Annotated in this window: 14 protein-coding genes; all 14 read left to right on the forward strand. The window is 43.6% G+C overall.

The window, feature by feature from the left end:
• The first annotated feature begins 23 nt into the window (after positions 1-23).
• The 14 genes from ftsH (at position 24) to lysS (ending at position 13,265) form a co-directional block, all read left to right on the forward strand.
• Entirely contained in the window at positions 24-1,937 is a 1,914-nt protein-coding gene (gene ftsH, locus AC07VD_RS20585; RefSeq protein ID WP_003243881.1) for an ATP-dependent zinc metalloprotease FtsH, read from the forward strand.
• 194 nt (positions 1,938-2,131) lie between these two features.
• The gene (locus tag AC07VD_RS20590; RefSeq protein WP_010886388.1) at positions 2,132-2,908 is read left to right on the forward strand and encodes a type III pantothenate kinase; all 777 of its coding nucleotides are present in this window, start codon (positions 2,132-2,134) and stop codon (positions 2,906-2,908) included.
• Between the two features lie 11 nt (positions 2,909-2,919).
• Positions 2,920-3,795: a redox-regulated molecular chaperone HslO gene (gene hslO, locus AC07VD_RS20595; RefSeq protein WP_003226695.1), complete on the forward strand. Its 876-nt coding sequence runs from the start codon at positions 2,920-2,922 to the stop codon at positions 3,793-3,795.
• A 46-nt stretch (positions 3,796-3,841) separates the two neighbouring features.
• The gene (locus tag AC07VD_RS20600) at positions 3,842-4,735 is read left to right on the forward strand and encodes a peptidyl-prolyl cis-trans isomerase (protein ID WP_024571698.1); all 894 of its coding nucleotides are present in this window, start codon (positions 3,842-3,844) and stop codon (positions 4,733-4,735) included.
• 75 nt (positions 4,736-4,810) lie between these two features.
• Positions 4,811-5,737 (forward strand): cysteine synthase A, encoded by a 927-nt coding sequence (gene cysK, locus AC07VD_RS20605; RefSeq protein WP_003218399.1) that lies wholly within the window; start codon positions 4,811-4,813, stop codon positions 5,735-5,737.
• 165 nt (positions 5,738-5,902) lie between these two features.
• Positions 5,903-7,315 (forward strand): anthranilate synthase component I family protein, encoded by a 1,413-nt coding sequence (locus tag AC07VD_RS20610; protein ID WP_044052656.1) that lies wholly within the window; start codon positions 5,903-5,905, stop codon positions 7,313-7,315.
• A gap of 13 nt (positions 7,316-7,328) precedes the next feature.
• The gene (pabA, locus tag AC07VD_RS20615; RefSeq protein ID WP_015715111.1) at positions 7,329-7,913 is read left to right on the forward strand and encodes an aminodeoxychorismate/anthranilate synthase component II; all 585 of its coding nucleotides are present in this window, start codon (positions 7,329-7,331) and stop codon (positions 7,911-7,913) included.
• The gene (gene pabC / locus AC07VD_RS20620) at positions 7,913-8,794 is read left to right on the forward strand and encodes an aminodeoxychorismate lyase (RefSeq protein WP_003226685.1); all 882 of its coding nucleotides are present in this window, start codon (positions 7,913-7,915) and stop codon (positions 8,792-8,794) included. The genes pabA and pabC overlap by 1 nt, the downstream gene beginning before the upstream one ends.
• Positions 8,776-9,633 (forward strand): dihydropteroate synthase, encoded by an 858-nt coding sequence (gene folP, locus AC07VD_RS20625; RefSeq protein WP_144530805.1) that lies wholly within the window; start codon positions 8,776-8,778, stop codon positions 9,631-9,633. The genes pabC and folP overlap by 19 nt, the downstream gene beginning before the upstream one ends.
• On the forward strand, positions 9,626-9,988 hold the full coding sequence (folB, locus tag AC07VD_RS20630) for a dihydroneopterin aldolase (RefSeq protein WP_024571694.1): 363 nt from the start codon (positions 9,626-9,628) through the stop codon (positions 9,986-9,988). Before folP ends, folB begins: the two co-directional genes overlap by 8 nt.
• A complete protein-coding gene (folK, locus tag AC07VD_RS20635) occupies positions 9,985-10,488 on the forward strand; it encodes a 2-amino-4-hydroxy-6-hydroxymethyldihydropteridine diphosphokinase (protein ID WP_124060169.1) in 504 nt (167 codons plus the stop codon). The genes folB and folK overlap by 4 nt, the downstream gene beginning before the upstream one ends.
• Complete coding sequence (locus AC07VD_RS20640) at positions 10,440-10,649, forward strand: helix-turn-helix domain-containing protein (protein ID WP_003226678.1); 210 nt, start codon at positions 10,440-10,442, stop codon at positions 10,647-10,649. Before folK ends, AC07VD_RS20640 begins: the two co-directional genes overlap by 49 nt.
• Before the next feature lie 23 nt (positions 10,650-10,672).
• On the forward strand, positions 10,673-11,674 hold the full coding sequence (gene dusB, locus AC07VD_RS20645; RefSeq protein ID WP_494721966.1) for a tRNA dihydrouridine synthase DusB: 1,002 nt from the start codon (positions 10,673-10,675) through the stop codon (positions 11,672-11,674).
• 91 nt (positions 11,675-11,765) lie between these two features.
• The gene (lysS, locus tag AC07VD_RS20650; RefSeq protein ID WP_003226674.1) at positions 11,766-13,265 is read left to right on the forward strand and encodes a lysine--tRNA ligase; all 1,500 of its coding nucleotides are present in this window, start codon (positions 11,766-11,768) and stop codon (positions 13,263-13,265) included.
• The last annotated feature ends 347 nt before the right edge of the window (positions 13,266-13,612 follow it).

Below are 13,612 nucleotides of genomic sequence, written 5' to 3' on the forward strand. Positions count from 1 at the left end.
CTTACTGTGGGAGGAGGTAAGGAATGAATCGGGTCTTCCGTAATACCATTTTTTATTTACTTATTTTATTAGTAGTAATCGGGGTTGTGAGCTACTTCCAGACCTCAAATCCGAAAACAGAAAATATGTCGTACAGTACGTTCATCAAAAACCTGGATGACGGGAAAGTTGATAGCGTATCGGTTCAGCCTGTCAGAGGTGTTTATGAGGTAAAAGGGCAGCTGAAAAACTACGACAAAGATCAATACTTTTTGACTCATGTTCCTGAAGGAAAGGGAGCAGACCAGATATTTAACGCTTTGAAAAAGACAGACGTAAAGGTTGAGCCCGCTCAAGAAACAAGCGGATGGGTGACGTTCCTGACGACCATCATCCCATTTGTCATTATCTTTATTCTGTTTTTCTTCCTGCTCAATCAGGCTCAAGGCGGCGGCAGCCGTGTCATGAACTTTGGCAAGAGTAAAGCGAAGCTGTATACAGAGGAAAAGAAACGCGTCAAATTTAAAGACGTTGCAGGGGCTGACGAAGAAAAGCAAGAACTTGTTGAAGTTGTTGAGTTTCTGAAAGATCCCCGCAAGTTTGCCGAGCTTGGCGCCAGAATACCGAAAGGCGTGCTTTTAGTCGGGCCTCCGGGTACCGGTAAAACATTGCTTGCCAAGGCTTGTGCAGGAGAAGCCGGCGTACCTTTCTTCAGCATCAGCGGATCTGATTTCGTTGAAATGTTTGTAGGGGTCGGTGCTTCCCGTGTGCGTGACTTGTTTGAAAATGCGAAAAAGAATGCGCCTTGTTTGATCTTCATTGATGAAATTGACGCAGTCGGACGTCAGCGTGGCGCTGGTCTCGGCGGTGGACACGATGAACGTGAACAGACGCTAAACCAATTGCTTGTTGAAATGGACGGATTCAGCGCTAATGAAGGAATTATCATCATTGCTGCGACGAACCGTGCGGACATCTTGGACCCAGCCTTACTTCGTCCGGGACGTTTTGACCGTCAAATCACAGTGGACCGCCCAGATGTCATTGGCCGTGAAGCTGTATTGAAAGTCCATGCGAGAAACAAACCGCTGGATGAAACGGTTAACCTAAAATCAATTGCCATGAGAACACCAGGCTTCTCGGGCGCTGACTTAGAAAACCTCTTGAATGAAGCTGCGCTTGTAGCAGCTCGTCAAAACAAGAAAAAAATCGATGCGCGTGATATTGACGAAGCGACGGACCGTGTAATTGCCGGACCCGCTAAGAAGAGCCGCGTTATCTCCAAGAAAGAACGCAATATCGTGGCTTATCACGAAGGCGGACACACCGTTATCGGTCTCGTTTTAGATGAGGCAGATATGGTTCATAAAGTAACGATTGTTCCTCGGGGCCAGGCTGGCGGTTATGCTGTTATGCTGCCAAGAGAAGACCGTTATTTCCAAACAAAGCCGGAGCTGCTTGATAAAATTGTCGGCCTCTTGGGCGGACGTGTTGCTGAAGAGATTATCTTCGGTGAAGTCAGCACAGGGGCGCACAATGACTTCCAGCGTGCGACGAATATTGCAAGACGAATGGTTACGGAATTCGGTATGTCAGAAAAACTGGGACCGTTGCAATTTGGACAGTCTCAGGGCGGTCAGGTATTCTTAGGTCGTGATTTCAACAACGAACAGAACTACAGTGATCAAATCGCTTACGAAATTGATCAGGAAATTCAGCGTATCATCAAAGAATGTTATGAGCGTGCGAAACAAATCCTGACTGAAAATCGTGACAAGCTTGAATTGATTGCCCAAACGCTTCTGAAAGTTGAAACGCTTGACGCTGAACAGATCAAACACCTTATCGATCATGGAACATTACCTGAGCGTAATTTCTCAGATGATGAAAAGAATGATGATGTGAAAGTAAACATTCTGACAAAAACAGAAGAAAAGAAAGACGATACGAAAGAGTAATTCGCTTTCTTTCTAAAAAAACTGCCGGCTGACGCTGGCAGTTTTTTTATGTAAATGATGGGCTCAGGTGCGGCTTTTACAATCATCCAATTCTGGTATCGATTTGTTTACAAATGAGCCGCTGATCGTGTATGTTATTGTAGAATGTTTGTAAAAAGTAAAGTAGAGAAACTATTCAAAAGTGGTGATAGAGGTTGTTACTGGTTATCGATGTGGGGAACACCAATACTGTACTTGGTGTATATCATGATGGAAAATTAGAATATCACTGGCGTATAGAAACAAGCAGGCATAAAACAGAAGATGAGTTTGGGATGATTTTGCGCTCCTTATTTGATCACTCCGGGCTTATGTTTGAACAGATAGATGGCATTATTATTTCGTCAGTAGTGCCGCCAATCATGTTTGCGTTAGAAAGAATGTGCACAAAATACTTTCATATCGAGCCTCAAATTGTTGGTCCAGGTATGAAAACCGGTTTAAATATAAAATATGACAATCCGAAAGAAGTGGGGGCAGACAGAATCGTAAATGCTGTCGCTGCGATACACTTATACGGCAATCCATTAATTGTTGTCGATTTCGGAACCGCCACAACGTACTGCTATATTGATGAAAACAAACAATACATGGGCGGGGCGATTGCCCCTGGGATTACAATTTCGACAGAGGCGCTTTACTCGCGTGCAGCAAAGCTTCCGCGTATCGAAATCACCCGGCCCGACAATATTATCGGAAAAAACACTGTTAGCGCGATGCAATCTGGGATTTTATTTGGCTATGTCGGCCAAGTGGAAGGAATCGTTAAGCGAATGAAATGGCAGGCAAAACAGGAACCAAAGGTCATTGCGACAGGAGGCCTGGCGCCGCTCATTGCGAACGAATCAGATTGTATAGACATCGTTGATCCATTCTTAACCCTTAAAGGGCTGGAATTGATTTATGAAAGAAACCGCGTAGGAAGTGTATAGGAGGTTTAGTAATGGATTATTTAGTAAAAGCACTTGCGTATGACGGAAAAGTTCGGGCTTATGCAGCGAGAACGACTGATATGGTAAATGAGGGGCAGAGACGCCATGGTACGTGGCCGACAGCATCCGCTGCATTGGGCCGCACAATGACAGCTTCACTTATGCTCGGCGCTATGCTGAAGGGCGATGATAAGCTGACCGTGAAAATCGAGGGCGGAGGTCCGATCGGAGCTATTGTAGCTGATGCCAATGCCAAAGGAGAAGTCAGAGCCTATGTCTCTAACCCGCAAGTTCATTTTGATTTAAATGAACAAGGCAAGCTTGATGTCAGACGTGCGGTTGGAACAAACGGAACGTTAAGTGTCGTAAAAGATTTAGGTTTGCGCGAGTTCTTCACAGGACAAGTAGAAATCGTTTCAGGAGAATTAGGCGATGATTTCACTTACTATCTTGTGTCATCTGAGCAGGTTCCTTCATCAGTGGGCGTAGGTGTGCTCGTAAATCCTGACAATACCATTCTTGCGGCAGGGGGCTTTATTATTCAGCTGATGCCGGGAACAGATGATGAAACAATCACAAAAATTGAACAGCGTCTATCTCAAGTAGAGCCGATTTCTAAGCTCATCCAAAAAGGGCTGACACCAGAAGAAATTTTAGAAGAAGTCCTAGGCGAGAAACCTGAGATTTTGGAAACGATGCCTGTCAGATTCCATTGCCCTTGTTCAAAAGAACGGTTCGAAACAGCCATTTTAGGACTAGGCAAAAAAGAAATTCAAGATATGATAGAAGAAGATGGACAAGCCGAAGCAGTATGCCATTTTTGTAATGAAAAGTACTTATTTACAAAAGAAGAGCTGGAAGGGCTTCGTGACCAAACTACCCGCTAAGCTCTTTAGCGGGTTTTTAATTTGAGAAAAGGGGCTGAAAGCAGGTTTGAAATCAAGAACAATCTGGACCATTATTTTAGGGGCGCTGTTGGTTTGCTGTATTGCTGTTGCATATACGCTGACGAAATCCCAAGCTGGCGCATCGTCATCCGGTGAGTCTATTGCGACTATCGGAGGCAAGAGTGTGACAAGAGAAGAATGGCTGAAAGAAATGGAAGATCAGTATGGTAAGTCAACGCTTGAAGATATGATCAATGTCCGAGTTGTTGAGCAGCTGGCTAAAAAGAACAACCTTAAAATATCCAAAAGCGAAGTTGATCGTGAGTTTTTGCTGATTAAAGCGGTCAATAATTCCTTTTACGAAGATGAACATACGACGGAGAAAGAGTGGAAAGACCAAATTCGTTATAATATCCTCCTTGAGGAATTGTTAACAAGGGATATCGATATCTCAAACAAAGAATTGGAATCATTCTATAATAAAAATAAGGAACTATATCAGTTTGATGATTCGTATCGAATTCGGCACATTGTTGTAAAAGATGAAGAAGAAGCGAGAGAAGTCCTAAAAGAACTGAAAGGCGGATCAAGCTTTGAAGCTGTCGCTGCCGAAAGATCTACAGACAGATATACATCACCATACGGCGGAGATTTAGGTTTTGTCACAGAGGCATCAGACAACATTCCATCAGCATACATTGAAGAGGCGAAAACACTCAAAGAGGATGAATGGTCTCAGGAACCAATAAAGGTCAGCAACGGATATGCCATTATCCAGCTGAAAGAAAAACTAAAGGCAAGAACGTTCTCATTTGATGAAGTAAAGGACCAGATCAGACGGCAAATCGCAATGGATCAGCTAGGCGATAAAGCGACAGTTAAGACACTTTGGAAAGAAGCCGATGTATCTTGGTTTTATGGGGAAAAAAGTACTAAGTGATTGACAAAAAATTTTGAAATTGATAGATTATATACATAATACCAATACAAATAGTCGGAAATTGAGGTGTCGAGAATGGTACGTGTAGCAAACTCCATTACTGAATTAATTGGGAATACGCCAATCGTTAAATTAAATCGACTTGCAGATGAAAACAGTGCGGATGTATATCTAAAACTTGAATACATGAACCCTGGAAGCAGTGTAAAAGACCGTATCGGTTTAGCCATGATTGAAGCGGCTGAAAAAGAAGGAAAATTAAAAGCCGGTGATACAATCATTGAACCGACAAGCGGAAATACTGGAATCGGGCTTGCAATGGTTGCTGCTGCTAAAGGATTAAAAGCCATTTTGGTTATGCCTGATACAATGAGCATGGAGCGCCGCAACCTTCTTCGCGCATACGGTGCTGAGCTTGTGCTGACTCCTGGTGCGGAAGGCATGAAAGGTGCCATTAAGAAAGCTGAAGAGCTTGCTGAAAAGCACGGATACTTTGTGCCGCAGCAGTTTAACAACCCTTCTAACCCAGAAATTCACCGCCAAACAACGGGTAAAGAAATCGTTGAGCAATTCGGTGATGATCAGCTTGACGCATTTGTAGCCGGAATCGGAACGGGCGGAACGATTACGGGAGCGGGCGAAGTGCTGAAGGAAGCATACCCTTCCATCAAGATTTATGCTGTTGAACCGTCAGATTCCCCAGTGCTTTCAGGAGGAAAACCAGGCCCCCACAAAATTCAGGGAATCGGAGCGGGATTCGTGCCGGACATCTTAAACACTGAAGTATATGATGAAATCTTCCCTGTGAAGAATGAAGAAGCATTCGAATATGCCCGTAGAGCTGCACGTGAAGAAGGAATTCTCGGAGGCATCTCATCAGGTGCGGCAATTTATGCTGCTCTTCAAGTAGCAAAAAAACTCGGAAAAGGCAAAAAAGTATTGGCCATCATTCCAAGTAACGGCGAACGTTATCTAAGCACGCCGCTGTATCAATTCGATTAAAAAACCCAAAACTCCCGGTCCGCCGGGAGTTTTTTTATATTTCGTACATCAAATATGCCATGTCTGCGACGAATGTTATTCTTGGAAGAGAAATTCACTTTTTTCACTAACAACATTGCTTTACAATTAAAAACAAGTAAAAAAGAAAATAGAGGAATGATACAAATGGCACAACGCAGACCGGCAGGCAAAAAAATACCTTTTCAAAAAGACTCATTCTTACAACAATTTGAGAAACTTGCGCAATCCCGGAAACATCATGTACTTCTCGAAAGTGCAAGAGGCGGCAGATATAGTATAGCCGGTCTTGATCCAATTGCGACTGTGAAAGGGAAAGACGGAATAACTACAATTAAGCATGGTGATGAGATGCTGTTTAAAGAAGGTGATCCATTACGGGCCTTCCACAGCTGGTTTAAAACACTGGAAACAGAAACGAATCATGAGTTCCCTGACTTTCAAGGCGGGGCAATCGGGTTTCTCAGCTATGATTACGCACGGTACATTGAAAATTTTAAAATGCTCTCATTAGATGATCTAGAAACACCAGATATTTATTTTCTTGTTTTTGATGATATAGCAGTTTATGACCATCAAGAAGAGTCTCTATGGCTGATTACTCATGTTAATGGTTCTGATCAGGAAACAGCGGATGTGAAGCTATCTGAGTTAGAGCAGATGTGGCTGACTGAGCTTCCCGCTGTCTCTTCGCGAGAGATGAACCCTGAAACAGATGGTTCTTTCGCGGCGCCATTTACCGAGGATGGGTTCTCACAAGCTGTAGAGAAAATCAAACAATACATTGCCAGCGGAGATGTGTTTCAAGTCAATCTATCAATAAGGCAGTCACAGTCACTGTCTGCCCACCCATATCAAATTTACAAAACCTTGAGAGAAGTAAATCCTTCTCCTTATATGGCGTATTTAGAAACACCTGATTTCCAAATCATTTGCGGATCGCCTGAACTGCTTGTCAGCAAAAAGGGCAAGCTATTAGAGACAAGACCGATTGCGGGCACCCGTTCCAGAGGGAAAACAAATGAAGAAGACGAGGCGCTTGCAAACGAATTGATACACAATGAAAAAGAACGCGCGGAACATGTCATGCTGGTTGATCTTGAGCGAAATGATCTGGGAAGAGTATCACGTTACGGGTCTGTGCGCGTAAATGAATTCATGGCAATTGAAAAATACTCGCATGTGATGCACATTGTGTCTAATGTCCAAGGTGAACTGCAGGATGGGTATGATGCTGTAGATATTATTCATGCTGTGTTTCCCGGAGGAACCATTACTGGTGCACCGAAAGTAAGAACGATGGAAATTATAGAAGAACTTGAGCCGACACGCCGAGGGCTTTATACTGGATCTATAGGATGGTTTGGATATAATCACGATCTGCAGTTTAATATCGTCATTCGAACCATTTATGCAACCGGAGGGCAGGCATTTATGCAGTCCGGCGCAGGAGTTGTGATTGATTCTGTTCCGAAGCACGAATACAAGGAATCATTCAAAAAAGCTTTTGCGATGCAAAGAGCATTAGAGCTGAGCAAAGAAGAGACAAAAATTAGATGAGGTGAGCGGAGAAATGATTTTAATGATTGATAACTACGATTCATTCACGTACAACTTGGTACAGTATTTGGGCGAGCTTGGGGAAGAGCTGGTTGTGAAACGCAATGACAGCATCACAATCGAAGAAATTGAAGAACTGTCTCCGGACTTTCTGATGATATCTCCCGGACCGTGCAGCCCTGATGAGGCGGGAATAAGCCTCGAAGCAATTAAACATTTCGCAGGGAAAATTCCTATTTTCGGTGTATGTCTCGGACATCAGTCCATCGCACAAGTGTTCGGTGGTGATGTTGTTAGGGCAGAACGGCTTATGCACGGGAAAACCTCGGATATCGAGCATGACGGCAAAACCATTTTTGAAGGGTTGAAAAACCCCCTTGTTGCGACGCGATACCACTCGCTGATCGTAAAACCTGAGACGCTGCCAAACTGTTTTACAGTAACAGCACAAACGAAAGAAGGAGAAATCATGGCTATTCGCCACAATGACCTCCCGATAGAGGGCGTGCAATTTCACCCAGAGTCTATTATGACCTCCTTTGGGAAAGAAATGCTCAGAAATTTTATTGAGACATATCGCAAGGAAGTTATTGCGTGATGATATATGTGAACGGCCGGTATATGGAGGAGAAAGATGCAGTTCTTTCTCCTTTTGACCATGGGTTTTTATATGGGATCGGTGTTTTCGAAACCTTCAGGCTCTACGAAGGCTGCCCGTTTTTGCTTGATTGGCATATAGAAAGGCTTGAACGCGCGCTTAAGGATCTGCAAATCGAATATACTGTTTCAAAGCATGAGATCCTTGAGATGCTGGACAAGCTGCTTAAGCTAAATGATATCAAGGATGGCAATGCCCGCGTCAGACTGAACATATCAGCGGGAATCAGCGATAAAGGCTTTGTCGCCCAGACGTACGATAAGCCGACCGTTTTATGCTTTGTGAATCAGCTGAAACCAGAAAGTCTTCCTTTGCAAAAAGAAGGAAAGGTTTTATCGATACGGAGAAACACTCCAGAGGGATCGTTCCGGTTAAAATCTCATCATTATCTAAATAATATGTATGCGAAACGGGAAATTGGAAATGATCCGCGTGTCGAGGGAATTTTCTTAACGGAGGATGGAGCTGTTGCAGAGGGTATCATATCTAATGTCTTCTGGAGAAAAGGTCGCTGTATCTATACGCCATCGCTTGATACCGGTATTCTGGACGGCGTCACGAGACGTTTTATCATAGAAAATGCAAAGAATATCGGCCTGGAGCTCAAAACGGGCCGATATGAGCTAGAAGCTCTCTTGACAGCTGACGAAGCGTGGATGACGAACTCGGTTCTTGAAATCATCCCGTTTACTAAAATAGAAGAAGTAAACTATGGAAGTCAAAGCGGAGAAGCAACCTCCGCTCTTCAATTGTTATACAAAAAAGAAATAAAGAACATGATGTATGAAAAGGGAGGAAGAGCATGGCGCAGCACACAATAGATCAAACACAAGTAATCCACACTAAGCCCAGCGCTTTATCATATAAAGAGAAGACGCTGGTGATGGGAATTTTAAACGTAACGCCTGACTCTTTCTCGGACGGTGGAAAATATGACAGCTTGGACAAGGCGCTGCTGCACGCGAAAGAGATGATCGATGATGGTGCCCATATCATTGATATCGGAGGGGAATCGACAAGGCCTGGCGCTGAGTGCGTATCTGAGGATGAGGAGATGTCCAGAGTCATTCCGGTGATTGAGCGGATTACGAAAGAGCTTGGTGTTCCTATTTCTATAGACACGTACAAGGCTTCTGTCGCAGATGAAGCAGTGAAAGCCGGCGCATCCATTATCAATGATATTTGGGGAGCCAAACATGATCCGAAGATGGCTTCCGTTGCAGCTGAACATAATGTTCCAATTGTTCTCATGCATAACCGCCCTGAAAGAAACTACAATGACTTATTGCCGGATATGCTGACGGACTTAATGGAGAGTGTAAAAATTGCTGTTGAGGCCGGAGTAGACGAGAAGAACATTATTCTTGATCCCGGTATCGGTTTCGCGAAAACCTATCACGATAACTTGGCAGTGATGAACAAACTGGAGATTTTCAGCGGGTTGGGATATCCGGTTCTTCTGGCAACCTCCCGAAAAAGATTCATCGGACGTGTTCTGGATCTTCCGCCTGAGGAGCGGGCTGAGGGCACAGGCGCGACTGTGTGTCTCGGCATTCAAAAAGGCTGTGACATTGTCAGGGTCCATGATGTAAAACAAATTGCCAGAATGGCGAAAATGATGGACGCGATGCTGAATAAGGGAGGGGTGCACCATGGATAAAGTTTATGTAGAAGGTATGGAGTTTTACGGATATCACGGTGTGTTCAAAGAAGAAAACAAACTTGGCCAGCGGTTTAAAGTCGATTTAACCGCTGAGCTGGATTTAAGCAAGGCCGGACAAACAGACGACCTTGAACAAACAATTAACTATGCTGAGCTCTATCACGTATGTAAAGATATCGTGGAAGGGGAGCCTGTAAAATTGGTGGAAACGCTGGCAGAACGTATTGCTGACACTGTTCTCGAAAAATTTCAGCCGGTTCAGCAATGTACGGTGAAAGTGATTAAGCCAGACCCGCCAATTCCCGGACACTATAAATCAGTAGCAATTGAAATCACGAGAAAAAAGTCATGAACAACATAGCTTATATTGCACTTGGATCTAATATTGGAGATAGAGAAACGTATTTAAGGCAAGCAGTGGCTTTACTGCATCAGCATGCTGCGGTGACAGTCACTAAAGTGTCGTCTATTTACGAAACTGAACCGGTCGGATACGAAGATCAAGCTGAATTTTTGAATATGGCTGTTGAAATCAAGACATCACTGAACCCTTTTGAACTCCTTGAACTGACGCAGCAGATAGAAAATGAATTAGGCAGAACAAGGGAAGTAAGATGGGGGCCGCGGACGGCAGACCTTGACATTTTGTTATTTAATCGTGAAAATATTGAAACAGAGCAACTAATTGTTCCGCATCCGAGAATGTATGAGCGTTTGTTTGTCCTTGCGCCGCTTGCGGAAATTTGCCAGCAGGTTGAAATAGAGGCTACAAGCGCCGAAACAGACCAAGAAGGTGTAAGAGTATGGAAGCAGAAATCTGGGGTAGACGAATTCGTGCATTCAGAAAGCTGAAAGGTTATACTCAAGAAGGATTTGCAAAAGCATTAGGTATATCAGTTTCTATTCTCGGCGAAATTGAACGCGGAAACCGATTGCCGTCAGCTGCCATCATTCAAGATGCAGCAGATGTTTTAAATATAAGTGCGGACGAATTGGCGCCGCCAGAAAAATAGAACAAATGAAAGGAGGAGAAAAATTGTTCAAAATCGGAGATATTCGATTGAAAAACCGGGTTGTGCTCGCACCTATGGCTGGTGTCTGCAACTCTGCGTTCAGATTGACTGTAAAGGAATTCGGAGCCGGATTGGTATGCGCTGAAATGGTCAGTGACAAAGCGATCCTTTACAACAATGCAAGAACAATGGGTATGCTTTATATCGATGAACGTGAGAAACCACTGAGCCTTCAAATTTTCGGAGGAAAAAAGGAAACCCTTGTGGAAGCGGCGAAGTTTGTAGACCAAAACACAACTGCTGATATCATTGATATTAACATGGGATGTCCCGTGCCGAAGATTACAAAATGCGATGCGGGAGCCAAATGGCTTCTCGACCCTGATAAGATTTACGAAATGGTTTCTGCAGTAGTGGATGCTGTTAATAAACCAGTTACAGTGAAAATGAGAATGGGCTGGGATGAAGACCACATTTTCGCAGTGAAAAATGCACAGGCTGTAGAACGTGCGGGCGGTAAAGCAGTGGCGCTTCACGGCCGTACGAGAGTGCAGATGTACGAAGGAACGGCAAACTGGGATATCATCAAAGAAGTAAAACAATCAGTATCGATTCCGGTTATCGGAAACGGCGATGTTAAGACACCGCAGGATGCTAAGCGTATGCTCGATGAGACAGGAGTAGACGGGGTCATGATCGGACGCGCTGCATTGGGCAACCCGTGGATGATTTACCGTACGGTTCAGTATCTTGAAACAGGTGAATTAAAAGAAGAGCCGCAAGTACGCGAAAAAATGGCCGTATGCAAACTGCATCTTGACCGCCTGATTGACTTAAAAGGTGAAAACGTAGCGGTAAGAGAAATGAGAAAGCACGCTGCATGGTATCTGAAAGGCGTGAAAGGCAATGCGAACGTTCGTAATGAAATCAATCATTGCGAGACGAGAGAAGAGTTTGTACAGCTTTTAGATGCATTTACGGTTGAAGTTGAGGCAAAAGAGCTTCAAAATGCAAAAGTAGGATAATACTCACCTCTATTTGCTGCTCACTGCTAGTTTTACGCTGGCAGTTTTTCTGCTTTTTTCATGAAACAATATCTGTAATGGAGTGATAACAATGAGTCAAGAAGAGCATAACCATGAAGAATTGAACGATCAGCTGCAAGTCAGACGCGATAAAATGAATCAGCTGAGAGATAACGGCATCGATCCATTCGGCGCACGTTTTGAAAGAACTCATCAGTCTCAAGAAGTTATTTCGGCATATCAAGATCTAACCAAAGAAGAGTTAGAAGAAAAAGCGATTGAAGTTACAATCGCAGGCCGTATGATGACAAAACGCGGCAAAGGAAAAGCCGGCTTTGCCCATCTTCAGGATTTAGAAGGCCAAATCCAAATCTACGTAAGAAAAGACAGTGTCGGTGACGACCAATATGAAATCTTCAAGTCTTCTGACCTCGGTGATCTTATCGGCGTAACCGGAAAAGTCTTCAAAACAAATGTAGGCGAATTGTCTGTTAAAGCAACTTCCTTTGAATTGCTGACAAAAGCGCTTCGTCCGCTTCCTGACAAATACCATGGTTTAAAAGACGTTGAGCAGCGCTACCGTCAGCGCTACCTGGATCTTATCGTAAACCCAGACAGCAAACATACGTTCATTACACGAAGCAAGATCATTCAAGCTATGAGAAGATACCTTGATGATCATGGATACTTAGAAGTAGAAACACCTACAATGCACAGCATTCCTGGGGGAGCTTCTGCACGTCCGTTTATCACTCACCACAACGCGTTAGACATTCCACTCTATATGCGTATTGCTATCGAACTGCACCTAAAACGTCTAATTGTCGGCGGTTTAGAAAAAGTATATGAAATCGGCCGTGTTTTCCGTAACGAAGGTGTCTCTACACGCCATAACCCTGAATTTACAATGATTGAGTTATATGAAGCATATGCGGACTATAAAGATATCATGAGCTTAACTGAAAACCTTGTCGCTCATATCGCCCAAGAAGTGCTTGGCACAACTACGATTCAATACGGGGAAGAGCAAATCGACCTTAAACCGGAGTGGAAAAGAATCCATATGGTTGACGCAGTCAAAGAAGCGACCGGCGTTGATTTCTGGGAAGAGGTTACTGTTGAACAGGCGCGTGAATATGCAAAAGAACATGGAGTAGAAATTAAAGACTCTATGACAGTAGGCCATATCATCAACGAATTCTTCGAGCAAAAAATTGAAGAAACGCTTATTCAGCCAACGTTTATTTACGGGCATCCTGTAGAAATTTCTCCTCTTGCTAAGAAAAACCCTGAGGACCCGCGTTTTACAGACCGTTTTGAGCTGTTTATCGTTGGCCGTGAACATGCCAACGCGTTTACAGAGCTGAATGATCCTATTGATCAAAGAGAACGCTTTGAAGCGCAATTAAAAGAGCGTGAAGCCGGTAATGATGAAGCTCATCTAATGGATGAAGACTTTGTTGAAGCTCTGGAATACGGTATGCCGCCAACAGGAGGTTTAGGCATCGGTATCGACCGTCTGGTTATGCTGCTGACGAATGCCCCTTCTATTCGCGATGTGCTGTTATTCCCGCAAATGAGACAACGCTAATAAAGAAGAGCGGTATCCTCCATAGAGAAAGGATGCCGCTCTTTTTAAATCCCTTAGTATTTCTTCAAAAAAACTATTGCACTATTATTTACTAGGTGGTATATTATTATTCGTTGCCGCTAAACAAGGCGATAACGAAAAAATAACTTAAAAAAAGTTATTGACTTCACTGAGTCAACGAGTTATACTAATAAAGTCGCTTGAACGAAGTGAACAAAATGATCTTTGAAAACTAAACAAGACAAAACGTACCTGTTAATTCAGTTTTTAAAAAATCGCACAGCGATGTGCGTAGTCAGTCAAACTACTTTATCGGAGAGTTTGATCCTGGCTCAGGACGAACGCTG

The organism is Bacillus sp. GW821-FHT01G09, from assembly GCF_059422205.1.

What these genes read in the sequence shown, in the direction of transcription:
- ftsH (WP_003243881.1), top strand. Translation starts at nt 24, where the DNA reads ATGAATCGGGTCTTCCGTAATACCATTTTTTATTTACTTATTTTATTA.
- hslO (WP_003226695.1), top strand. Translation starts at nt 2,920, where the DNA reads ATGGATTATTTAGTAAAAGCACTTGCGTATGACGGAAAAGTTCGGGCT.
- cysK (WP_003218399.1), top strand. Translation starts at nt 4,811, where the DNA reads ATGGTACGTGTAGCAAACTCCATTACTGAATTAATTGGGAATACGCCA.
- AC07VD_RS20610 (WP_044052656.1), top strand. Translation starts at nt 5,903, where the DNA reads ATGGCACAACGCAGACCGGCAGGCAAAAAAATACCTTTTCAAAAAGAC.
- pabA (WP_015715111.1), top strand. Translation starts at nt 7,329, where the DNA reads ATGATTTTAATGATTGATAACTACGATTCATTCACGTACAACTTGGTA.
- pabC (WP_003226685.1), top strand. Translation starts at nt 7,913, where the DNA reads ATGATATATGTGAACGGCCGGTATATGGAGGAGAAAGATGCAGTTCTT.
- folP (WP_144530805.1), top strand. Translation starts at nt 8,776, where the DNA reads ATGGCGCAGCACACAATAGATCAAACACAAGTAATCCACACTAAGCCC.
- folB (WP_024571694.1), top strand. Translation starts at nt 9,626, where the DNA reads ATGGATAAAGTTTATGTAGAAGGTATGGAGTTTTACGGATATCACGGT.
- folK (WP_124060169.1), top strand. Translation starts at nt 9,985, where the DNA reads ATGAACAACATAGCTTATATTGCACTTGGATCTAATATTGGAGATAGA.
- AC07VD_RS20640 (WP_003226678.1), top strand. Translation starts at nt 10,440, where the DNA reads ATGGAAGCAGAAATCTGGGGTAGACGAATTCGTGCATTCAGAAAGCTG.
- lysS (WP_003226674.1), top strand. Translation starts at nt 11,766, where the DNA reads ATGAGTCAAGAAGAGCATAACCATGAAGAATTGAACGATCAGCTGCAA.